Consider the following 22021-nt stretch of genomic DNA (forward strand, 5'->3'; position numbering starts at 1 on the left):
ACATACATTCCCCTTCATGAGTGCACCGACCGGCGCAACATGAAGGGGAATGTCCTATGAGACGACGGACCCTCGCTGGCGGGCTGGCGATCGCCACGGCCGCCCTCCTGACCGTCCTGATTCCGAGCCCGGCGCACGCCGCGGTCTCCCACAAGTCGCCGTTCGACTGCGGCAAGACGTTCTACGCGAACAACTGGACACCCGGGCACAGCCCGTCGGGCGCGATCGACTGGCAGAGCTACGGCACCGACGCGATCAACCTCGAGACCGTACGCGCGACCGCGGCCGGCACGGCGTACTTCAAGAACGCCGGGAGCACGAGCTACGGCCAGTGGGTGGAGATCATCCACAGCGACGGCACCAGCACCCGGTACGCCCACCTCTCCTCGATGGTGAAGGCGGCCGGCACGAGCATGTCCGTCGGCCAGGGCACGAAGATCGGCAACGTCGGCTCGACCGGCAACTCGAGCGCGCCGCACCTGCACTACGAGCAGCGCACCTCGGGTGGGGCGGTCGACACCAGCCCGACCGTCGAGGGCGTCACCGTGTCGCTGGGCCAGAAGAAGGCCGTCACCAGCACCAACGGCTGCGGCAGCTCGAACCCGTACACCGCCGAGGAGGTCTGCGGCAGCGGGTACGACATCATCGACTCGGCGGCGCTCGGCACCGTGGGCAAGGTCTTCCTGACCTACAACTCGAGCAACGGCTACAACTGCGTCGTCACGCTGAAGTACACGAGCGTCGGCACGGCGAGCGCGGTGTCGGCGTTCCTCGAACCGGAAGGCTCGACGCGGACCACCGACTCCGGCAGCTTCAGCTACTACGCCGGGCCGGTCAAGCGCAGCGCCCCCGGAGTATGCGTGAAGTGGGGCGGCTCCGTCGGCAGCACCAGCTATACCAGCGGTTTCGAGCACTGCGGCTCGTGACGCACACCTTGAGGTAGCGAGGCCGGGCAGGATCAGTCCTGCCCGGCCTCTCGCGGCTCAGTGGTGGAAGTGTTCGCGAACCCCGGGTCGACCGTGCCGAGGAAGTCGAGCCGGTGCAGCCCGCCGTAGGTCACCACCACGATCCCGTCCGCGTTCCAGGAGACGGCCAGGACGGCGTCGGCGAAGCGGAACGCCGCGAGCGGCTGTCTCCCGCGTACGTCCCAGACGGCGACCAGCCCGTAGCGCCCGCCCGCGAGGAGCAGCATCCCGGCCGGGTCGAAGGCCATCGCCACGATCGCCTCGTCGAAGCCTTCGAGGTGACCGCGTCCCTCCGCCCGGGTGAGGTCCAGCCAGACCCAGCCGGCTCCGTCACCCGCCGCCACGATCTCCGTCACCGGTGCGACGGCGACCGCAGTGCTCTCGTACGCGTACGGCCCGTACTCGCCGATGACGGTTCCGTCGAGGCCCACTGCCATCGAAGTGCGATCGGTGGCGGCCAGGAACACCGCCCGCCGGCCGGGGAAGAACGCCGCCGCCGCCACGTCCGGGCGTTCGAATACGAGCTGCCGAGTCTCGCAGTCCCAGACACGCAACCGGGAGGTCTTGTCGACCAGGAGGGCGAGCCGGTGGTCATCGGCGAAACACGCGCGGCCGTCCTCGGCCGTGTCGTCGAGCAGCTCCGGCTCCCCGTAGCCGACGCCGTCCCAGGTCGCCAGCCACAGCCCGGGCTTGTTCCACTTCGTGTAGACGGCCAGCCGCCCGTCGCCGGAGATCGCCAGCGCGTCCGGCCGGCCGAGGTCACGCTGCGACTGCCCCAGATCGGTCGTGTCGTGGACGGTGACCGCGTCGACGAAATGAGTGCCCATCATCGCGGTACGCCCGTCGGGCGAGAGCGCGGCCGACGCGATGGCGTACACCGGCTCGGTTTCCGGCGGCTCAACCGCGGCCCGATCCCAGACGCGTACCGTGCCGTCGACGCTCGAACTGGCCAGCCAGGACCCGTCCGGCCCGACGGCGACGTCGCCCACCCACCGCGAATGTCCACGAAGGACGCCCAGCGGCCGGCCGGACTCGCTCGCCCAGAGCCGGAGCGACCCGTCGTCCCCCGCCGACACGAACCAGCTGCCGTCCGGGGCGAAGGTGATGCAGTAGACGGCGCCACGGTGGCCGGGGAACGAACGGATCTGCTCCCCCGTCAGCGCGTCGAAGCTGCGCAGGCCGCCGTCCAGCGACGCACCGAGTAGAAGGGTGCGGCTGTCGGGCGAGGCCCTGACAGTGGACTCCCAACCGGTGATGCGTGCCCGCTCGGTGGCTGTGGCCAGGTCCCAGACGCGTACCGTCTCATCGCCGCCGACGCTGGCCAGCCAGGTGCCGTCGGGCGCGACCGTGAGCTGGTCGACCCCACCGGTGTGCCCACGCAACGCCGGCTGCTGCCACGGCGTCGGAATCGCCGAGAGCCGGACCTCGCCGTTCGTCCGGCCGAAGGCGAGACGGCCGTCCGGCAACGCCGCCAGGGCGGTGACACCGGTACCCCGCAACAGCACCCGGCCGGTCAGCGGATCCCAGGCCCGCAGCACGTCGTCCACGTCGCACGTCGCGACCCAGCGGCCACCCAGATCGACGGCCAAGTCCCGAATCCGCGCCGCGTGCCCGGTGAACACCGCGATCGGCTGACCCGACGCGACATCCCAGACCCTCGCCGAACCGTCGGCGTACGCGGCGGCGATCCAGCGCCCGTCCGGGCCGATCTGCATCGGCGTGACGAAGTGCTCCTCGTTCGTGAGGGCGGCCCGTTCGAGCCCGGTCGCGGCGTCCCAGACGCGCACGACCCGATTCCGGGCGGCCGCCAGCCACGTGCCGTCCGGGGCGATGCCCAAGGCGTACACGATGGTGCCGGGCCCGGTGAGCGCGAACCGCAAGCCGGGCGGGGCCGGCGGGAACGGATCCCGCAGCCGAAGCCGCGGCCGGTCGGCCCCGCCCACCTGGAGCGTCGCGGCCTGATCCGCCCAATCGGGGTCGGCGGCGAGGATTGCGAGCAGGACGTCGCTCACCGACGCCGGCGGCTTGGTCGGCGCGAGCAGATGGGCGTTGTGCCCCCAAACCTCGCGCATCCGCAGCGCCCGCGGCGTGCCGGCGGTGACCAGGTCCGCCTGCGGCGCCTCGGCCCCGGACCGCAGCAGCCGCGCCGTCGCCCAGCGCAGATCGGTGGCCACCTTCTCGGCCGCCGCCGGCCCGGACGCGCCCCGCACGTGCTCGACCACGTGATCCCACAGGTAACGGTGCTGATGATCGAGCTGCCACCAGGCCGGCTCACCGTCGATCCGAGCCAACTCGGCCGAGACGATCTCCAGCAGCCGCCCGTGCAACCGGGCGAGTTCGTCCGACGCCATCGACTGACGCAGATAGTCGCGCAGCACGTCGTGCATGCCCACCCGACCGCCGTCGTCGGCGTCGAGCGTGATCAACCCGAGCCCGGCCAACCGCCGGCACAAGGCACGAGTGTCCATCTCGGCCAGTCCAGCGCCGACCGCCCACAACCGTCCGATCAGGTCCAGCGGGATCGCCTCGTCCTCGGCGAAGATCGTCAACTCCCGCAACCGCGCCAGCTCGTCGGGCTCCAGCAGCTCGGTACTAGCGGTCACGGTGGCCTGCACAGCCTCCGCGCGCTGCCGCGAGTCGGACACGTCCAGCCCGCGCGCCCCGTCACCGACCGCGTCGACCGCTGCCGGTCCGCGACTCTCGATCCGCGCGCAGAGTTCTGACGCGTACGCCGAAAGATCGCGTACGCCGGTCTGCTCGGCGCTGGCCAGGATGCGGTTGACCAGACTGAGCAGCAGCGCCCACCGGCCCGTCGCGGCCAGCAGCGCGTCCTCGACCGGACCGCCGAGGGGAGCCGTCAGGCCCCCGACGAGCAGCCGCCGAGCCTGCGCGTCGGTCATCTGGTCGACCTTCACCGACAGCCCCCGGCCGACCATCAACTCCTGGTTCCGCGTCGTCACGAGGCGTACGCAGTGCTTGGCACCCAACAGGAAAGGCTCGAGCTGCCGCAGCCGCCACACGTCGTCGATCACCAGCAGCCGGGGCGGTCCCTGCGACAACACGGACGCCAACTGCCGGCCCGCCTCCCCAGCGTCCGACGAGGCGGCGACCACGTCCGGCGGCCCGACCTGCGCGATGACCTCGTTCACCTTCGCGGCGAGATCGCCGGAACCGGCGACGTCCCGGCCGAGCGTCACCCACGTGACATGCTCGCCGAACCGCGATCGGATCCGCGGGTCGGCGCACACCATCCGCGCCAGCGTCGTCTTGCCGAACCCGCCCGCACCGTGCACCCCCGTCGTCAGGCCGACCGTCGTGGCAGCCTTCCCCGCCGGTGCGGGGCCGACCAGACCGGCGACGATCGCCTCCAGCTCGTCCGGCCGCTCCACAGTCGACTGCGTACCGGGTTGGAGCGCCATCGCCTGACGTCGCGCGTACGACCGCCGCCACCGGTCGGTCTCCGCGAAGACCGCCGCCGCGAGGCCGATCGGGCCGAGATCGCTGACCCAGTCGAGCACCAGGCGTACGCCCCGACCAGGGATCATCAGCCCCACGAGGTCCAACCAGATCGGCAGCCACAGCACCGCCGCCACCCCGATCACGACCGACGCCGTAAGGGGGAACGCCCGCTGGATCAGCCAGTGACCGGCCGCTCGCATCATGTCCCGAGTCTGAGACTCCCTTGAGGACGGCGGTACGCCCGGACGCCGCACACCGCGTGGCTGATGCGGTGACGGGCTTGGCCGATGCGGCGACGGCGTCCGGTCGCTCGGCGCTGTCTATGGGCCTGCGGGCGAAATCGCGCATCCGACACGACGCGCACATCCCCTACGGCGTCCTAGGCTACTTGTGTATTGACAAGTCTCTTTCCAGTGGGAGACCATGCCGTGAGAGCGCTCTCATGACCTCCGTCCCTACTCCCGGAGAGGCGCCTTCATGGCCACTCACCTTTCTCGCGTACGGGCCGGCGCGGCCGTCCTCGCGCTGGTCGCCGCGACCCTCGTGTCGGGCTCCGCGGGCTCCGCGACGGCCGCGGCGCACAGAAGTTCGCCCTGTCCTGACCCCTGACCCGTTCCCTGCGGATCACGGTTGTGCATGCCTCCCATGGGCTCGGAGGCATGCACAACCGTGATCCGCAGCCAAAACATCCGGCTGATAGTGTCTAGACAGCTAGATTGGGTGGGAGGAAGGGGGCGGCGGGGAAATGAGCGGGGGCGTGCAGACCGTGCTGGGGACGGTCCCGGCGGACCGGTTGGGCCGAGTCGACGCCCACGAGCACCTGTTCCTGCGTACGCCCGCGCTGCCAGGCGACGAGTTCGACGACCTGGACCGGATGGTCGAGGAAGCCGGCGACGTGCGCTCCGCCGGCATCGGCACGATCGTCGACCTGACCCCGATCGGGCTCGGCCGCGATCCGGTCAAGCTCGCCGCGCTCAGTGAGCGTACCGGGGTGCATGTGGTCGCGGCGTCCGGCTTCCACCGCGACGCCCACTATCCGGCGGGCCACTGGGTCTACCGCGAATCCGTGGAGGTCCTCGCCGAGGTGGTGACGGCCGACCTCACCACCGGCATGGACGCGCGGGACTGGCAAGGGCCGCGCCCGGCGCCGACACCGCATCGGGCCGGCATCGTCAAGCTGGGCGCTTCCTACCAGCGGATCAGCCCGGCCGAAGCACGCCGGCTGGAGGCGGGTGGGCAGGCTGCGGCGCGGGCGGGCGTGCCGGTCGCGGTGCACTGCGAGATCGGCACCATGGCGTACGCGATCCTCGATCGGCTCGCCGCGACCGGGGTTCCGGCTTCTCGCGTACTCCTGGCTCATCTGGATCGGAATCCCGATCCGGAGTTGCACGCGGACCTGGCCGCGCGCGGAGCCTGGCTGCTCTATGACACGGTCGGGCGGGTCAAGCACCGGCCGGAGTCGGCACTGCTGGACCTGATCGAGGCGATGGCCGCGACCGGGCACGGCGATCGGCTGCTGCTGGGCACCGACGTCGGACGGCGGGGCATGCTGCGCGCCTACGGCGGCGGGCCAGGCATGGCGGTGCTGGGCGAGCAGTTCTTGCCGCGCCTCGCCGCGCGACTCGGAAATTCCTTTGTGGAGCAAGTGATGGTCGCGAATCCAGCGGTCGCGCTCGTTCAGTCCTGACGTAGCAACTCGATGTCGAAGCGATAGCGGTCGCCGACGTAGCGCGACTCGGTGTACTCGACCGGCGTGCCGTGCTGGTCCAAAATGGTGCGCTGCTCCACCAGCAGCGGCGCGCCCACGGCGACGTCGAGCTGCTTGGCCTCGGTCGTCCCGGCGGGCGCGGCGGTCAGCGTGCCGAGCGCCCGCGTCGGCACCCGGCCGAGCCCTTCGAGCGCGGTGAACAGCGAGGTCGTCGCCAGGTCGGCGGACAGCACAGCGGCGCAGACGGCGGGCAGCCGCACGTCCTCCACGGCCATCGGGACGTCGTCGGCGAAGCGGATCCGGCGAAGCGTCGCCACCTGCGCCTTGGCCGGCAGTTGCAGGGCACGGCTCTCCTCGTCGAGCGCGGCCCGGACGCCGGAGTCGATGATCTCCGACCGGGCGGTCAACCCGCGGCGGGCCATCTCCTCGGTGAACGACAACAGGCGGTTCATCCGCTGGTGGACGGGATCCTGCGCGACGAACGTGCCCCGGCCGGAGACCCGATAGAGCAATCCCTCGGCGGCCAGCCGCTGCACCGCCTGCCGGGCGGTCATCCGGCTGACCCCGAAACGTTCGCACAGCTCCGCATCGGACGGCAGGGCATCGCCCGGCTGCGCGTCCCGGATGATCCGGCGCAGCTCCTGCTCGATCACGAGGTACGCGGGTGTAGCGGCTCGCATGAGACTCCATCTTGACGGACCGGGCCTGATTCTCAGTAGTCTAGCAGTCTAGACAACCTGCTTGCGCTGGACGGCCGGTTCGCGGCGTACTGGCGGCAGCGGGAGCAGGCGGCCGGGTGGATGCTGACGGCCGCCCGAACCGTCCCGCCGTCCGGGCGGCCGCAAACGCACTCAGAACGTGTACGGCGTCAGGTACTCCGGCACGAGGATGCGCGTACGCGGGGCATTCGCGCGGACGGCTGCGACGAAGAGGTCTAGCCGCCGACGGTCGCTCTCACTGACCGTCGGCGGGTTCTGCAACGCCGTCTCGAAGTCGTCCCAGTGCACCGGGACCACGACCGGCGGATAGTCCAGCGCCGCCAGCAGCCGGGGCACGTACGCGTGAGTCACGTCGGTCGCCGGCACGGCCAGCATCGCCACATCGGGGGCGAGCCCGGTGAGGTTCCGCTCGGCGAAGTCGCTGGCGCCCATGAAGAACACCTTCGGGCCGCCCGCGACGCTCACCTGGTACGCGAGGGTGTCGCCCTCCGGCAGATCCTGCACGGTCCGCGGCCGGGGCGGCACCGCCACGCGTACGCCGGGGAAGGCCAGCGAGTAAGAACCGTTCCGGCTGTGCAGCGAGCCGGCCACCTCCACTGTGTACGCGCCGAAGTCCATCACCTCGCCGCCCTTGACCGGGCTCAGCTGCCCAGCCGGAACCTGGTAAGCCAGCCCGAGGTGGTACGCCGTCAGGGTGCCGAACACGCGGGCGCCGGACCGCTGAGCGATGTGCGGGACGTCGTTGTAGTGGTCCCAGTGCGTGTGGGTGACGAGGATGGTCTCCGGCGTGCCGGGATGGTCGCCGATCCGCCCCTCGTCCACGATCAACTCGGTCGCCGGATCGAAGTGCCCGTCGAACAGGCCCGTCGAGTACCGGCTGAGGTAGGGGTCCACCAGCACCGTCTTGTCTCCGACGTCGATCCGCCAGCCGGAGGTGCCCAGCCAGCGGAACGTCGCCTTCGCTGAAGCGCCGGTCGCGCCGGCGGTACCGGGTGCGGTGCGGCGGGCGGGTGACGGGGCGGCGGCGGCCGGAGCGCCCGCGCCGGTCAGGGCGGCCCCGGTGCCGACGAGGGCGGCGGATCCGATGAACCTGCGGCGAGAAGAAGTCGAAGAAGCCATGGCCCCAGGCAAGCATCGCCGTGGCGGGCGGGTCCAAGACGATCGAACCGCGGCCACGATATCCGTACGCGTATCGGCCCAGCGCCGTCGCGGTGTGCGTACCAGTCGATGAGGCCCTGATCACACGGAGCGCAAGGTGTCGACGGCTGTGCGCGCGGCCTGGCCGATCGCCAGGTCCACGTCGATGCCTCGGGTGTCGGGCCGCCGGGTGCGGGCCCCGATCGCGACCGCGTAGCGCCCGCCGTCGGGGTATTCGACGACGCCCGCCTCCAGGTGCAGGCCGGGCAGGGTGCCGGTCTTGCCCGCGACCCGGACGGAGGGCGGGAAGCCGGACGGCAGCCGGGTTCGCGACAGTTGCCGGGACATCCAGTCACGGACCATCGCGCAGGCCGCCGGCGGTCCGGCCTGGTCGTGCCAGATCAGCGTGAGCAGCCGCGTCAGCTCGCGAGGCGTGCTGGAGTTGGTCCGGGCGGGATCGTAGACGCGCAGCGCGCGGATCTGATCGTCGGGCAGGTCGCCGAAGACGCGCGCGAACTCGTCGGCGTCACGCGCGCCCACGTCGGCGAAGAGCGATTCGAGGACCTGCCGAGGGCTGCCGATGACCTGGGTCCGAGGCAGCCCCAGTTCGGCCGCGAGCACCGGCAGCAGGTCCGGGCCGACCCGCTGGGCGAGGAGGTCGGCGGCGGTGTTGTCGCTGACCGACATCGCGAAGTACGCCAGATCGCGCAGCGACAGCTCGACGTCGTCCGCACAGCCGGCGGTGCCCCAGCCGCCGAGCCGGTCGGCGGCCCGGACGACGACCCGTTCGGCCGGATCGAGCTGGCCCGCCGCGACCTGCCGAGCGAACTCCAGGACCAGCAGCACCTTGACGATCGACGCGATCACCACCGGATCGTCGGCGCCGAACCCGATCTCGCGGCCGGTGCCGAGGTCGACGGCATGCAGCCAGGCGTCCACGTCGAGCTTGTCGAAGATCTCCACCGACGTATTGTCGGGGAATGGATCTCTTCCGGCATCTGCGGTACTTCGTGGTGACCGCTGAGGAGATGCACTTCGGCCGGGCCGCCGACCGGCTGGGCATCGCCCAGCCGCCGCTCAGCCAGTCGATCCAGCGGCTGGAACGGGAGCTGGAGGTCGAGCTGTTCGACCGGTCGCGCCGCCGGATCGAGCTGACCGCGGCCGGCCGGCTGCTCCTCGACGAGGCGCGTACGCTGCTCGCCGGGGAGGAGCGGCTGCGGTCGCTGATGCGGCTGGCCCGCGACGGCCACCTCGGTACGCTGCGCGCCGGAGTGCAGCCGGACACCCCGCCGGCGACGTTGCAGGCGTTGCTGCGTGAACTGAGCGAACAGGCGCCGGGGCTCGACGTCGACCTGCAGGAGCTGACGACCGGCGAACAGGTTCGGCTGCTAACCGAGGCCCGGCTGGACGTCGGCCTGATCAGCCATCCGGTCGACGCGCCGGATCTGCGGTTCGGCCCACCGGTCACGGTGGCGTTGGGTGTACTGGTGCCGCGGTTGTCGCCGCTGGCCCGGCTCGGCACGGTGCGGCTGTCCGATCTGGCCGGTCAGGATCTCGTCCTGCCGCCGCGGGCGACCGCGCCGGGCTGGCACGACCACGTGCTGGAAGTGTGCCGGGACAACGGCTTCGTCCCGAACCGCGTACGCCACGCGAGCAACTCGGAGTTCCTGCTCGGCCTCGTCCTGGCGGGCCGAGGGGTCGCGATCGAGCCCGAGTCGGCCGCCCGCCGGGAACCTCGCGTCGTCTGGCGCGCCCTGGACGGCAGCCCGCTGCGGCGTACGGTGTCGGCGGCCTGGCCGGCGCAGTCGCCGCATCCGGCGGCCGAACGGTTCGGCCGCGTGGCGGCGGAGACGCTGGCGGGGCCGTCCCCGACGGCACAGATCGGGCCGGTCACCGCGCCCCGGCCGTGGACCGTGGTGTTCACGCCGTCTTATCGTTAAGACTATAACCAATTTAGAAATACAAAGTTATCAGTTTCATTCCTAGATTCCAGGAATGGTCAACAGATCCAAGCTGACAACATGTCTGATCGCCGTGGCGGCGGTGGCCGCCGCCATGGTGATCACGTCGGCGGCTGCCGCCGGTCCGGGCGCGCCCGCAACCGTGCCGGTCGCCGCCGACCGCAGCATGGTCGAGCAACTCGCCCGCACCCTGGGCGTCAGTCCCGACCAGGCGCTGGCCCGGCTCGGTCGCCAGGCGGCGTTCGCGCGGGCCGAGGAGCGCCTGCGCCTCGGCCTCGGCGACCGGTTCGGCGGCGCGTACCTCAACGAGGACGCCTCGGTGCTGACCGTCGGCGTGACGAGCGCCGCCGACAGCGCTCGCGTCCGGGCAGACGGGGCCGTCCCCGTCGTGGTCGACCGCAGCGAAGCCCGGCTGCTCACCTACGCCGGGCGGCTTACCGGCCGCGCGGCGTCGGCGCCCAACCAGATTCCCGGCTGGTACGCCGACGTGCGTACCAACCGTGTCGTCGTGCTCTACCGTGACGGCGGCCTCACCGCGGCCCGTGCCTGGGCGGCGGCCAGCGGCGTACCGGCGGACTCGGTGCGCTTCGAGTCCAGTGTGGAGCAGCCTCGGCCGCTGATCGACGTCATCGGCGGCAACGCGTACTACATCGGCGCGGGCACCCGATGCTCGGTCGGGTTCGCGGTGACCGGGGGCTTCGTGTCGGCCGGGCACTGCGGCACGACGGGCGCCACCACGACGCAGCCCAGTGGCACGTTCGCCGGATCGAGCTTCCCCGGCAACGACTACTCGTGGGTGCGTACGGCGGCGGGCAACACGTCGCGGCCGCAGGTCAACCGGTACCCGGGCACGGTCTCGGTGGCCGGTTCGCAGGCCGCCGGGGTCGGCGCGACGGTCTGCCGGTCGGGTTCGACGACCGGCTGGCACTGCGGCACCATCAACGCCCTCAACGCCTCCGTGACCTACTCCCAGGGGACGGTCACGGGGCTGATCCGCACCAACGTCTGCGCCGAGCCCGGCGACTCCGGCGGCTCCCTCATCGCCGGTGACCAGGCGCAGGGCGTGACCTCCGGTGGTTCGGGCGACTGCACCTCCGGCGGCACGACCTACTTCCAGCCGGTCAACGAGATCCTCCAGACCTACGGCCTCACGTTGACCGTCACCGGCACCACCCCGCCGACGAGTTCGCCGACCACCGGTCCGACCGGCGGCCCGACGACTCCGCCGCAGGGCTGCGGCGGCCTGCCCGGCTGGAGTTCCACGACGGGATACGCCCCCGGCGACGACGTGTCCTACAACGGCCGTCGCTGGGAGTCGACCTGGTGGTCCACCGGAGCCGAACCCGGCGCGCCCGGCTCCTGGGCCGCCTGGGCCGACCGCGGCGCCTGCTAGAGACCTCACGGTTTCCTCCCCCCTGCCGGCCTGGGCGTCCACCAGCGCCCAGGCCGGCATCCCCCACCCCCAAAAGGAGAACAACCCCGTGAAGCCCATCCCACTTCGGATCACCCTCGCGGCCACCGCCGCGGTGGCGGGTCTGGCCCTGGTCATGCCAGGCGTCTCGCTCGCCAGCGCCCGGCCGCAGGCGCAGCCGGCGGCCCAGACGGCGTCGACGGCTCAGTCGGCCGCGCTCGCCGCGACGGCTGCCGACCGGGTCGCCGACGGCGGCCTCGACGCGCTGGCCAAGGGTCCGAACGAGTCCTTCGTACGCCGGGACGTCGTCGCCGGATCCGGCGGCCTGCAGTATGTCTCCTACGAACGCAGCTTCCGCGGCCTGCCGGTGCTCGGCGGCGACGCCGTCGTCGTGACCGACAAGGCCGGCACCGTGCGGGACACGGCTTCCGCGCTCGGCCGGGGCGTACGCCTCGCGTCGGTCACGCCGAAGGTCTCGGCGAGCCGGGCGACCGCCGTCGCCCGCAAGCAGCTCAGCAAGATCGAGCAGGCCACCCCGGCGCGGCTGGTCGTGTTCGCCACCCCGAGCGGCGATCGGCTCGCCTACGAGGTCGTGCTGGAGGGCGTACGCGCGAACGCGCCGAGCCGCCTGCACGTCGTCGTGGACGCCGCCGACGCCCAGGTGATCGACCTTCGGGACGACGTCCGGGAGGGCTCCGGCAACGGCTACTACAACGGCCAGGTGACCCTGACGACCAGTGGTTCCGGCAGCTCGTACTCGATGACCGACAACACCCGACCGGGCCTGCAGTGCGGCGGCCAGACCGGCGGCGCGTACACCGGCACCGACGACTCGTGGGGCAACGGGACCGGCACCAGCCTGGAGACGGCCTGCGTCGACGCCCTGTACGCCGTCCAGCGCGAATGGGACATGCTCGGCGCGTGGCTCGGCCGCAGCGGCATCAACGGCAGCGGCGGCGGCTTCCCCGCCCGCGTCGGCCTGAACGAGGTCAACGCGTACTGGAACGGCAGCTACACCAACTTCGGCCACAACCAGTCCAACACCGGTCAGGCCACCTCGATCGACGTCGTGGCGCACGAGTTCGGCCACGCGATCTTCCAGACGACCCCGGGCGGGGCCGGTTCCGGCAACGAGAACGGCGGCCTCAACGAGTCCACGGGGGACATCTTTGGCGCGCTGACCGAGGCGTACGCCAACAACCCGAACGACCCGCCGGATTTCCTCGTCGGCGAAGAGGTCAACCTCACCGGCGCGGGCCCGATCCGCAACATGTACAACCCGTCCGCGCTCAGCGACCCGAACTGCTACTCGTCGGCCATCCCCAACACCGAGGTGCACTCGGCGGCCGGGCCGAACAACCACTGGTTCTACCTGACCGCGATCGGCTCCGCCGGGGGCGGCGGCAACCCGTCGAGCCCCACCTGCAACGGCGGGTCCGTCACTGGCATCGGCATCCAGAAGGCCGGCCAGATCTACATGGGGGCGCTCAACCTGAAGACGTCCGGTTGGCGGTACGTCAACGTGCGTACGGCGACGCTGCGCGCGGCAGTCAACCTGTTCGGGGCGTCGTCGGCCGAGTGCCGCACGGTCAAGGCGGCGTGGGACGCCGTCAGCGTGCCCGCGCAGAGCGGTGAGGCCCAGTGCTCCACGGCCACCAACGACTTCTCGGTGTCGGTCAGCCCGGCCAGTGGCACCGTCCAGCGTGGAGCCACCGGGAGCACGACCGTCTCGACCGCGACGACCTCGGGCAGCGCCCAGTCGGTCGCGCTCTCGGCCAGCGGCCTGCCGTCCGGGGTGACCGCGACGTTCTCCCCGGCGACGGTGACCTCCGGCGGTTCCAGCACGCTGACACTGGCCGCGAGCGCGTCCGCCGCGCTCGGGTCGGCGACGGTCACGGTGACCGGAACCGGCTCGAGCGCGACCCACACCGCCTCGTACACCGTGACGGTCACGAGCCAGCCGGGCGGGAACGACTTCTCGGTCTCGCTCTCGCCCTCGTCCGCCACGGTCGCGCCGGGCAACTCGGCCACCGCGTCGGTCGCGACGGCGACCACGTCCGGGAGCGCCCAGTCGGTGGCCCTCTCCGTCACTGGTACGCCCACCGGTGTCACCGCGTCGGTGAGCCCTGGCACGGTGACCTCGGGCGGCAGCGCGACGCTGTCGATCGCGGTCGCGGCCGGCGCGACGGCGGGCACCTACTCCCTCACCGTCACCGGTGTGGGCACGTCGGCGTCGCACAGTGCGGTGTTCACGCTGACGATCAGCGGCGGCGGTGGCGGCGGCTGTGGCGGCCTGCCGGAGTGGACCGCCACCACGCCGTACGCGCCGGACGACCTCGTGTCGTACAACGGCCACCGCTGGAAGTCGACCTGGTGGTCGACGGGTGCCCAGCCCGGCGCGCCCGGTTCCTGGGCGGTCTGGTCCGACCAGGGCGCCTGCTGAACCGCCCCGGGGACGGTTGCCGCCGGCGGCCGTCCCCGGTCCCCCCTCCCAACCACCGCGAACGGAGAAGTGATGAGCGACGAAGAAAGCCGCACCGAGGAGCCCCGGCCCACCGGAGTGTCCCGGAAGACCCTGCTGCGCGCGGCGATGATCGCGCCCGCCGTCCCGCTGCTGGCCGGCGTGCCCGCCCTCGCGCGTACGCCGTCCGGGCAGCCGCTGGCGGCCACGCCCGAGTCGTGTGACGACGACGATCTCACCCCGCCGCAGATCGAAGGCCCCTACTTCAAGCCGGGATCGCCGCTGCGGACCTCGATCGCCGACGGTCCGGGCACCGCGCTGACCCTGACCGGCTACGTCGTCGGGCTGGCCTGCCAGCCCATCGCCGGGGCGCTGCTGGACTTCTGGCAGGCCGACAACGGCGGCAACTACGACAACGTGGGCAACCGGTTCCGGGGTCACCAGCTCACCGACACGCAGGGCAAGTTCACCCTGACCAGCATCGTGCCGGGGCTGTACCCGGGGCGTACCCGGCACATCCACGTGAAGGTGCAGGCGCCGGGCCGCCCGATCCTGACCACCCAGCTCTACTTCCCGAACGAGCCCCGCAACTCGACCGACACCCTGTACGACCCGGCGCTGCTGATGAACGTGCAGATCGTCGGATCGGGCCGGCAGGCCACGTTCGACTTCGTCCTGAACATCCAGGGCACGCCACCGTCGCCGTCGCCCACTCCCACGAAGACCACCAGTCCCACTCCGCCGACCGGCGGCACCTGGGCGCCCTATGTGGCGTACGCCCTCGGCGCGCAGGTCACCTACGGCGGGCTGAGCTACGCCTGCCAGATCGCGCACACCTCGCTGCCGGGCTGGGAGCCGCCGAACACGCCCGCCTTGTGGCGACGCGTGTAGGACTCTGATCCCGTCAGATTCCTGCTGATCCCTGGGGAGATTCCGCCGTCGACGTCGTGCCTGGCGATGTCGGCGGCCTTCCCGTGTTCATCCACAGGCGACGGTCAGCCGATTGCCGTCCATCGACACAGCTAATACCTTGGCTGCGGACTGTCCGAGTACGGGGGACACGGGGAGGGCTCATGGGATCGAAGCGATCCGTCGGCAAGCTCGCCGGGGAGGCCGCTGAGGGGCTGATGCGGCCGCTGGCGAAGCTCATCAAGAAGGGCGACCGGCTGCCGTCGGTCTCCCGGGCGGTGCGTCCGCCGGTGCACGCGCATCCGGGACTGCACTCCCGCTCCGGCGCGCTGACCAACCGCGAGGTGATGGAGCAGGGCGTCGGCCTGCCGCGGACGCCGGAGACGGTCGACCACTACTCCCGGCTGGCCGGAGTGGACATGCGCGGCAAGCCCGTCGACATCGTCGAGGCGCCGGACGACATCGCGTACCTGGACTATCAGGGAGCCGTGGCGCGGACCGACGACCTGGGCGTCCAGCTCGGCCCGGCCGCGTTCCAGGACGAGGAGACCCTCGTGCGGACCCTCGGCCACGAGAGCGTGCACGTGAAGCAGTACGAGGACGGCCGGGTATCGTCCATGACAGGGCCGCTGGAGGACGAGGCGTACGCCGCGGAGGACGCCTTCGTCGACACCTGGAGGAGGAACACCCGATGAGTTCGCAGCTCACCGTCGAGCGGACGTTCAAGCTGACCGGCCGCCCCTGGCTGCTGGTGACCGGGCGGCTCGACGGCGAACCGCTGAACATCGGCGACCAGGTGACCATCGCCGATCCCGGCCGGCCGGCGGTCGCCGGGGTGGTGCGGTCGATCGAGCTGCACAGCGCGCCCGGGACGACCACCATCGCCGTCGACCTCGAGCTGGACGACCGGATCCAGCCGGGCACCGTCCTCTCCCGCGCCGAATAGATCACGGGACCAGTACGCTCTGTGGGGATGATCGAGCCCGGGATCGACCCCTCCTCCGCCACCACCGCCGCCGAGTTCGTGGAGCTGCTGCGGCGCGTCCGGATCAGCTCCGAGCTGAGCTACCGGCAGATCGCGCAGCGCGCCCGCGCACACGGCGTCGCCCTGCCGATCAGCACTCTCGCGACCGCGCTGAACCGGGATACGATGCCCCGGCCGGAGGTCGTCACGGCGATGCTGCTGGCCTGCGGCTGCAGCCGGGAAGAGCTGGCCCGGTGGCTGACCGTGCGCCGCCGGATCGTCCTCGGCCCGCTCTCCACTGCGGACAGACCGGAGCCGGACCGCGCCGAACCGAACCCACCATCGCCCGATGAAGTGAAGCCCGACGAGGCGGAGTCCCGGGAGACGCTCGCCACGCCGGTCGCGATGGACCTCCAGAACCGATGGCGGCGGCTGCGGGCTCGCGTACCCCTATGGGCGATCTTGGCGGTCGCCATCGCGGTCAGCGCGGGCGGCGCCTTGTGGTCCGCGGACCGCACGCACCATGCCGCGACCTCGCCGCCGGTCGGCTCGCCCCCGGCGACCGGCTCGCCCTCGCCGATCATCGCGGCGGAGTCCATCCGGGTACGCCCGATGACCGGCGCCGGATGCCTGAGCGAGCGCAGCGGAACCACCGGATACCTGTTCATCGAGCCGTGCGAGCAGGCGTTCCCGGCGCTGTCGACGGAGCCCGCCGACGGCGGCGCGTTCCGGATCCGCACCGATCACCCCGAGTTCGGGCCGGGGTGCATGGGCGTCGACCCGGTCGCGACCGACGACCGGCCGTCCGACGGCTACTGCCCCGACGTCAAGCATCAGCTCTTCACGCTGATCGCGGCGGGCGGCGGGATGCTGGTCCGCAATGTCGAACTCGGACAGTGCCTCGTGGTACGCCCGGAGGCCGGATCGCGCGCGGTGATCTTCGCGGACTGCTCGGGTGACGACCCCGCGCAGCTGTTCGTCATCGACCGAGTCTGATCGAGCACACGGCCCTTCACCTGCGCGAACGTTCGGGTCGAACGCCTTCGAACGATGCCGAACGCGTTCAGCGTTGACCTCGATCAACTGCCGCGGCTAACAATCGACCCCGGGACCGCCGGGTTCCGCCGGCCGGCGGTCCCCACATACGGGGGGTGCACACGATGACGATTCTGCTGACCGGGGGCAGCGGGGCTGTGGGCGCGGCCGTGCTGGGGAAGGTGGCGGCCGGAGGGCCGAAGGAGCGAGTCGTCGCGCTGGTGCACCGCGGTGATGTCGCCGCCGCGACTGTCGCAGGCGACATCACCGCACCCCGGCTGGGCTTGGCCGCCGACGTGTACGCCCGGCTCGCCGGACAGATCACCACTGTCGTCCACTGTGCTGGGGCGACCGAGTTCACCGCCGCGGACGAGGTGATCCGGGCGCTGAACGTGGACGGCACCCGGCATGTGCTGGAGTTCGCGGCCGACGCCGGGGCGCGGGTCGTCTTCGCCTCGACCGCGTTCGTGGTCCGGCGGGAGAGCGCCGCGCCGCTGACGCAGTCCTATCTGGAGACCAAGCTGGCGGCCGAGGATCTGGTCCGCTCGGCGGGGCTGCCCGCCTCGATCGCCCGGATCGGCGTCGTCATGGGCGACGCCCGGACCGGGCGGATGAGCCGCTTCCAGGGTCTGCACTCCACCGTGGACGCCGTCCTGCGCAACCTGTTGCCGGTGCTCCCGTTCGCCCGGGACGCCGTGATCGACGCGCTCCCCCGCGACATCGTGGCCGACGAACTCCTCCGGCTCTGCGCCACCGACGACGCGACCGGTGACGGCGTAGCGGGCGCGGCTCACGATGCCGGGGTCGGCGAGCATTGGATCACCGCTGGACGGGACGCGCTCACCATCGGGCGCATGGTGGAGCTGATCGCCGAGCGGGCGCCCCACCTGGGGCGGACCGTCCATCCGCCGCGCTTTGTACGCCCGGCACTCGTCGACCGGGTGGTACGCCCGGCGTACATCGATCCGCTGCCCGCGGCCCAACGCCGCAAGTTCGCCAATCTCATGGCTCTGGCCTCGCTGTTCGACGACGTGCCCGCGTTTCCGAGCACGCTGACGGACCCACCCACCACTCAGCAGCTCGAGGACGCGTTCGTCGCCACCGTCGACTACCTGGCCGCGAGCAAGGGCCTCGTCGCCGCCTGACCGAGTTCCGCCGCCTGACCGAGTTCCGCCGCCTGACCGAGTTCCGCCGCCTGATCGCCTTGGCAAAGCGTCGCCTGACCAACCTGGGGAGTTGCTCATGACCGCCGAAGCACCGTTGTCCTATGCCCAGCAACTGCTCGCCGCGTTCGCCGTGCACGACGGCGGCAGCGTCTTCGGCGGCGGATTCGTCAACTGGTGCGCCCACGAGCTGACCGGCCCGGTCGAGCCGGAGCTGCTCCAGGAGGCGCTGGACGAACTGGTCGTGCGGCACGGCGGGCTGCGTACGGTGGTGGTCCGGGACGAGGGTTTCCCGTTCCAGCGTGTCGTCGCGCCCGCGCCGGTTCCGTTACGCGTCCACGACGCCGCTGTGTCCATACCGGACGAACGGGTCCGCGCGACCGCCCGGATCACGGCCGAGGCCCTGGCCCGGCCGTTGCCACCCGGCCAGGTTCCGTTGATCGCCGCCGACCTCGTCCGGTTCGGCCCGGACGAGTCGGCCCTGATCCTGCTGATCCACCGCACCGTCGCCGACGGCTGGACGATGCAGGTCGCCATCCGCGACGTCGTCACCGCGTACGAACGTCGTCGCCGGGGTTCGGCCGACGCCGTCGAACCACCGCCCCAGTACGCCGATCACGCGCTGACCGAATCCTCCCCGGAACGGGAGAAGCGGATTCAGGAAGCGCTGCCCTACTGGCGGGAGCAGCTGTCCGGCGTACGCCGGGTGGGCATCCCTGCCGACCGGCCCCGCCCGGACGCTGCCGCAGACACCGGTCGAGAGAAGGCGCTGCACACCTTCGAACTGCCCGACGCGGTCGTCGCCGGGCTGCGCGCCCGGGCCCGGACGCTACGGACCACCGAGTTCACCCTGCTGCTGACCGCGTACGCCGTCGCCCTGGCCGGGCACGCGGGCCAGCCGCGGATCGCCCTGCCGGTGCTGTCGGCCGGACGCGGTGCCGGGGACTGGGACGGCATCGGCTTCTACCTCAACGGCCACGTGCTCCGGCTGACCCTGTCCGGTGCGATGACGGCGGCGGAGGCGGCGGCGCACGTGCACCAGGTCAACGCCGAGGCGCTTCAGCATGACGTGCCGCTCATCCGGGTCCTGGAGGAACTGCCGGAGCTGGCCGAGGCGGCGTTCGACGCCCGGGACATCGTGCCCGCGCCGATGCAGTTGTGCCGGCCGATCCCGCGCGCCGACGATCCCGGTGCGGCCGTCCACTATCGACGGCTGACGCTGCCGCCCGACGTCGTCCGCGAGACGCCGGTCATGCCGGTGGACTTCCTCTGGGTGATGGAGCCGTACGACTCCTTCGTCGTCCGGGTGACCTACGACCCCGCGATGTTCGAGGCGGCGTCGGTGGACCGGATCGCCCGCCGGTTCCGTGCGACCGCCGACAGGCTCGTGACCTCGCCGAACACGCCGCTGGCAAGTCTGCTGGCGGCCACACCCGAGGAGGTAGGCGGATGAACCGCCAGGCGCTGGAGCTGAGCACCGACTACACCGCGCCGCGGGACGCGGTCGAACAGCAGCTGGCCGAGTTGTGGTCGGCTCGCCTGGAGGTCGAGCCGATCGGCGTCCACGACGACTTCTTCGAGCTGGGCGGGGACTCCCTGCTCGCCGCCGAGCTGCAACTGGCGATCGACCGGATGTTCGGCGTCGAGGTGCCCACGTGGACGTTGTTCCTGAGTCCCACCGTGGCCGAACTCGCCGCCACCATCGTCGCCGAGCTGGCGTCGGCGTGACCGGTCTCGTCGACCTCGCCGATCCGGGCCTGTACGCCACGGGCGAGGCGCACACGGTGTTCCACGCCTTGCGAGACAGCGACCCGGTGCACTGGCAGCCCCCGGCGGGCGACCGGCCCGGGTTCTGGTCGGTGACCCGGTACGCCGACGTCGACCGGGTGCTCTCGGACTACGAGGCGTTCACCAGTGAGCGCGGTACGCTCCTCAATCTGCTCGGCCGTCCCGATCCGGCCGCCGGACGGCAGCTCGCCGCGACCGATCCGCCCCGGCACGACCGGATGCGCGCGCCGGTGCAGCAGGCGTTGAACGCCCGGGCCGTCGACCGCCATATGTCCGCTGTGGACGCCGCGGTGGACGCCGTCCTCGAACCGGTCCGGGCGTCGGCCGGGTCGGTTGTGGACCTGGTGGAGGTGTTCCGGCTGCTGCCGCTGGCCGCCGTCGGGCCGCTGCTGGGCGTACCGGAGTCGGATCGCGCGCGGCTGGCGGAGCTGGCAGCGATGTGCGCCGCCGAGGACGATCCCGACGTGCGGCTGCCGGGCGGGGTCGCCGCGACCCTCCAGCGCGGCCATCGGGAGCTGTTCGCGTACTTCGCCGACCTGGTCCGCCAGCGGCTCCGGCGGCCCGGCGGCGATCTGCTCAGCGTGCTGGCCACGATGCGGTTCGAGGGTGCTCCGCTGCCCGTCGGAGCCGTCATCGCCAACGCGTACAGCCTGCTCCTCGGCGCGGCGGTGACGCTGCCGTGCGTGCCGGCGGCCGTGCTGGCCCAGGTGGCGAAGACCGGCGCCTTCCGGGTCTGGGCCGAGCGGCCGGACCTGCTGGACAGCGGGGTCGAGGAGGCGTTGCGGTTCGCCACTCCCGGCATGCATTTCGTCCGGCACGCCCGGCGGCCGGTCCGGCTTGGAAACCATTACATCGAGTCCGGCCAGCCCGTCGTCGCATGGCTGACCGCGGCCAACCGCGATCCGGCGGTGTTCGACGACCCGGACGGGTTTCACCCGGACCGGCGGCCCAATCGGCACCTCGCCTTCGGCAGCGGTCGGCATTACTGCATCGGCTCCCACATCGCCCGCCGGACATTGCGCCTGCTCTTCGGCCGGCTCCTCGCCGAGGTGGCCGACCTCGACCTGGCAGGTCCCGCGGTCCGGGTCCACTCGGCGTTCCTCGCCGGATTCAAACACGTGCCGGTCGTGGTCCGGCTGCGCGGAGGTCTCGCATGATCCCCCTCACCTACGCCCAGGAGCTGCTCGACCTGCTCGAACGGCACGATCCGGGCCGCACCACCGGCGATCGGTTCGTCGTCGAACAGTCCTTCCGAGTGACCGGGACGGTCGAGCAGGAGACGCTGCGGGCGGCACTCGGCGACGTGGTGTTCCGGCACGAGGCGCTGCGCAGCGTCCGGGAGCCCGGCGGCAGCCGGGTCGAGCCACCGAGACCGGTCACCGTGGACGGTTACGCCGATCCCTTCCCGGCCGGCGAACTGCCCGCGCTGCGGGCTCGGCTGTGCGACGACCGGCTCGATCTGGCCGCGCACCACAGCGCGGCCGATCCGTGGTCGCTCGCCGTGATCGCGCGCGATCTGGCCACCGCCTATCACGCGCGGCTGCGGGGCGACCGGCTCTCCCCCAAGGTCATGCAGTACGCCGAGATCGCCGCCGACGACCGCTCGCCGCAATGGCAGCAACGCATCGCAGAGGTGCTGCCGAACTGGCGCGCACGGCTGGCCGGGCTCGACGCGGCGGAGCGGCCCGAGTGCGGTCCGGTCGCCGGCCGGTACGCCGAAGTCCCGTTCCGGCTCGGCGACGATCTCTGGCAGGCCGTGGTGGGCAGCGCCCGGCGCGCGCGGAGCACACCGTTCACGGTGCTGCTGTCGGCGTACGCGGCGACGCTGTATCCGGCGGGACGGACGCCGGAGGCGCTGCTGCCGGTCATCACGCCGGGCCGGATCCCGTCGGAGTGGGACACCGTCGGCTTCCTGCTCAACGTGCTCACGATGCGGGTGTCGATCCCGGCCGCCGACGATCCGCCGGAGCTGCTGCGGCGCGTCGACGTGGCGTGCCGTCAGGCGTACGCCGACGACATCCCGCTCGTGCCGGTGTTGGGCGAGGTTCCGGCGCTGCTGACCGCGCTCACCGGTACGCGAGCCGCCCCGGCCTTCCGGTTCGTCGCCCGGCCGTCGATGACCCCGCCGCCCGTCCAGCCACAATGGACAGCTGCGCCGGTCGGGCCGGAGACGTCCCCGTCGGTGGTCCTCGGCTGCCCGCTGCTGTTCACCGTCCATCCGGGCGGCACCGGGATCGTCACGTACGACACCGGGGCGTACTCGGCGGACCGGATCGGCGACCTGGTCTCGGCGTACCTGTCGCGGGTGCCGTTGTTCGCCGGAGCCCGCTGATGTGGCCCG

The 22021-nt window shown here is 71.9% G+C and carries 18 protein-coding genes; 14 read left to right on the forward strand and 4 right to left on the reverse strand.

Annotation, left to right across the window (positions count from 1 at the left end; genetic code table 11):
- Nucleotides 1–56: 56 nt before the first annotated feature.
- Nucleotides 57–926 (forward strand): M23 family metallopeptidase, encoded by an 870-nt coding sequence (locus HDA40_RS07000; RefSeq protein ID WP_253753133.1) that lies wholly within the window; start codon nt 57–59, stop codon nt 924–926.
- 32 nt (nt 927–958) lie between these two features.
- Here HDA40_RS07000 and HDA40_RS07005 read toward each other — a convergent pair whose 3' ends face one another.
- Nucleotides 959–4627 (reverse strand): NB-ARC domain-containing protein, encoded by a 3669-nt coding sequence (locus HDA40_RS07005; protein ID WP_253753135.1) that lies wholly within the window; start codon nt 4625–4627, stop codon nt 959–961.
- Between the two features lie 554 nt (nt 4628–5181).
- On the opposite strand from HDA40_RS07005, the gene HDA40_RS07010 reads away from it, so the two are divergent.
- Nucleotides 5182–6111, forward strand: coding sequence for a phosphotriesterase family protein (locus HDA40_RS07010; protein ID WP_253753137.1), 930 nt, complete (start codon nt 5182–5184; stop codon nt 6109–6111).
- Here the strand turns inward: HDA40_RS07010 and HDA40_RS07015 are convergent.
- The 3 genes from HDA40_RS07015 to HDA40_RS07025 form a co-directional block, all read right to left on the reverse strand.
- Entirely contained in the window at nt 6102–6812 is a 711-nt protein-coding gene (locus HDA40_RS07015) for a GntR family transcriptional regulator (protein WP_253753139.1), read from the reverse strand. The genes HDA40_RS07010 and HDA40_RS07015 overlap by 10 nt on opposite strands.
- Nucleotides 6813–6983: 171 nt before the next feature.
- Nucleotides 6984–7970 (reverse strand): MBL fold metallo-hydrolase, encoded by a 987-nt coding sequence (locus HDA40_RS07020; RefSeq protein ID WP_253753141.1) that lies wholly within the window; start codon nt 7968–7970, stop codon nt 6984–6986.
- 120 nt (nt 7971–8090) lie between these two features.
- Complete coding sequence (locus tag HDA40_RS07025; protein WP_253753143.1) at nt 8091–8951, reverse strand: serine hydrolase; 861 nt, start codon at nt 8949–8951, stop codon at nt 8091–8093.
- Nucleotides 8952–8968: 17 nt separating this feature from the next.
- Here HDA40_RS07025 and HDA40_RS07030 point away from each other — a divergent pair, with 17 nt between their 5' ends.
- From HDA40_RS07030 to HDA40_RS07085, 12 genes are all read left to right on the forward strand, one after another.
- Complete coding sequence (locus tag HDA40_RS07030; RefSeq protein WP_253753145.1) at nt 8969–9928, forward strand: LysR family transcriptional regulator; 960 nt, start codon at nt 8969–8971, stop codon at nt 9926–9928.
- Between the two features lie 55 nt (nt 9929–9983).
- Nucleotides 9984–11342 (forward strand): alpha-lytic protease prodomain-containing protein, encoded by a 1359-nt coding sequence (locus HDA40_RS07035; RefSeq protein WP_253753147.1) that lies wholly within the window; start codon nt 9984–9986, stop codon nt 11340–11342.
- 88 nt (nt 11343–11430) lie between these two features.
- Nucleotides 11431–13803, forward strand: a complete 2373-nt coding sequence (locus HDA40_RS07040; RefSeq protein WP_308197675.1) for a M4 family metallopeptidase — start codon at nt 11431–11433, stop codon at nt 13801–13803.
- 72 nt (nt 13804–13875) lie between these two features.
- Complete coding sequence (locus HDA40_RS07045) at nt 13876–14712, forward strand: dioxygenase family protein (RefSeq protein WP_253753149.1); 837 nt, start codon at nt 13876–13878, stop codon at nt 14710–14712.
- A gap of 182 nt (nt 14713–14894) precedes the next feature.
- The gene (locus HDA40_RS07050; protein ID WP_253753151.1) at nt 14895–15425 is read left to right on the forward strand and encodes a hypothetical protein; all 531 of its coding nucleotides are present in this window, start codon (nt 14895–14897) and stop codon (nt 15423–15425) included.
- On the forward strand, nt 15422–15676 hold the full coding sequence (locus HDA40_RS07055; RefSeq protein ID WP_253753153.1) for a hypothetical protein: 255 nt from the start codon (nt 15422–15424) through the stop codon (nt 15674–15676). Before HDA40_RS07050 ends, HDA40_RS07055 begins: the two co-directional genes overlap by 4 nt.
- Nucleotides 15677–15703: 27 nt before the next feature.
- Nucleotides 15704–16690 (forward strand): helix-turn-helix domain-containing protein, encoded by a 987-nt coding sequence (locus HDA40_RS07060; protein WP_253753155.1) that lies wholly within the window; start codon nt 15704–15706, stop codon nt 16688–16690.
- A 164-nt stretch (nt 16691–16854) separates the two neighbouring features.
- Nucleotides 16855–17874, forward strand: a complete 1020-nt coding sequence (locus HDA40_RS07065) for an SDR family oxidoreductase (RefSeq protein ID WP_253753157.1) — start codon at nt 16855–16857, stop codon at nt 17872–17874.
- 97 nt (nt 17875–17971) lie between these two features.
- A complete protein-coding gene (locus HDA40_RS07070; RefSeq protein WP_253753159.1) occupies nt 17972–19345 on the forward strand; it encodes a condensation domain-containing protein in 1374 nt (457 codons plus the stop codon).
- Nucleotides 19342–19620 (forward strand): phosphopantetheine-binding protein, encoded by a 279-nt coding sequence (locus HDA40_RS07075; protein WP_253753161.1) that lies wholly within the window; start codon nt 19342–19344, stop codon nt 19618–19620. Before HDA40_RS07070 ends, HDA40_RS07075 begins: the two co-directional genes overlap by 4 nt.
- Nucleotides 19617–20837: a cytochrome P450 gene (locus HDA40_RS07080; protein ID WP_253753163.1), complete on the forward strand. Its 1221-nt coding sequence runs from the start codon at nt 19617–19619 to the stop codon at nt 20835–20837. The genes HDA40_RS07075 and HDA40_RS07080 overlap by 4 nt, the downstream gene beginning before the upstream one ends.
- Entirely contained in the window at nt 20834–22012 is a 1179-nt protein-coding gene (locus HDA40_RS07085; RefSeq protein WP_253753165.1) for a condensation domain-containing protein, read from the forward strand. Before HDA40_RS07080 ends, HDA40_RS07085 begins: the two co-directional genes overlap by 4 nt.
- Nucleotides 22013–22021 lie beyond the last annotated feature (9 nt).

The sequence above is a fragment of the Hamadaea flava genome (assembly GCF_024172085.1).
GTDB classification, from domain to species: Bacteria; Actinomycetota; Actinomycetes; order Mycobacteriales; family Micromonosporaceae; genus Hamadaea; species Hamadaea flava.

Coding starts and splice junctions, on each gene's coding strand:
- HDA40_RS07000 (WP_253753133.1), top strand. CDS start 57: ATGAGACGACGGACCCTCGCTGGCGGGCTGGCGATCGCCACGGCCGCC.
- HDA40_RS07005 (WP_253753135.1), bottom strand. CDS start 4,627: ATGATGCGAGCGGCCGGTCACTGGCTGATCCAGCGGGCGTTCCCCCTT.
- HDA40_RS07015 (WP_253753139.1), bottom strand. CDS start 6,812: ATGCGAGCCGCTACACCCGCGTACCTCGTGATCGAGCAGGAGCTGCGC.
- HDA40_RS07020 (WP_253753141.1), bottom strand. CDS start 7,970: ATGGCTTCTTCGACTTCTTCTCGCCGCAGGTTCATCGGATCCGCCGCC.
- HDA40_RS07030 (WP_253753145.1), top strand. CDS start 8,969: ATGGATCTCTTCCGGCATCTGCGGTACTTCGTGGTGACCGCTGAGGAG.
- HDA40_RS07035 (WP_253753147.1), top strand. CDS start 9,984: ATGGTCAACAGATCCAAGCTGACAACATGTCTGATCGCCGTGGCGGCG.
- HDA40_RS07045 (WP_253753149.1), top strand. CDS start 13,876: ATGAGCGACGAAGAAAGCCGCACCGAGGAGCCCCGGCCCACCGGAGTG.
- HDA40_RS07050 (WP_253753151.1), top strand. CDS start 14,895: ATGGGATCGAAGCGATCCGTCGGCAAGCTCGCCGGGGAGGCCGCTGAG.
- HDA40_RS07055 (WP_253753153.1), top strand. CDS start 15,422: ATGAGTTCGCAGCTCACCGTCGAGCGGACGTTCAAGCTGACCGGCCGC.
- HDA40_RS07060 (WP_253753155.1), top strand. CDS start 15,704: ATGATCGAGCCCGGGATCGACCCCTCCTCCGCCACCACCGCCGCCGAG.
- HDA40_RS07065 (WP_253753157.1), top strand. CDS start 16,855: ATGACGATTCTGCTGACCGGGGGCAGCGGGGCTGTGGGCGCGGCCGTG.
- HDA40_RS07070 (WP_253753159.1), top strand. CDS start 17,972: ATGACCGCCGAAGCACCGTTGTCCTATGCCCAGCAACTGCTCGCCGCG.
- HDA40_RS07075 (WP_253753161.1), top strand. CDS start 19,342: ATGAACCGCCAGGCGCTGGAGCTGAGCACCGACTACACCGCGCCGCGG.
- HDA40_RS07085 (WP_253753165.1), top strand. CDS start 20,834: ATGATCCCCCTCACCTACGCCCAGGAGCTGCTCGACCTGCTCGAACGG.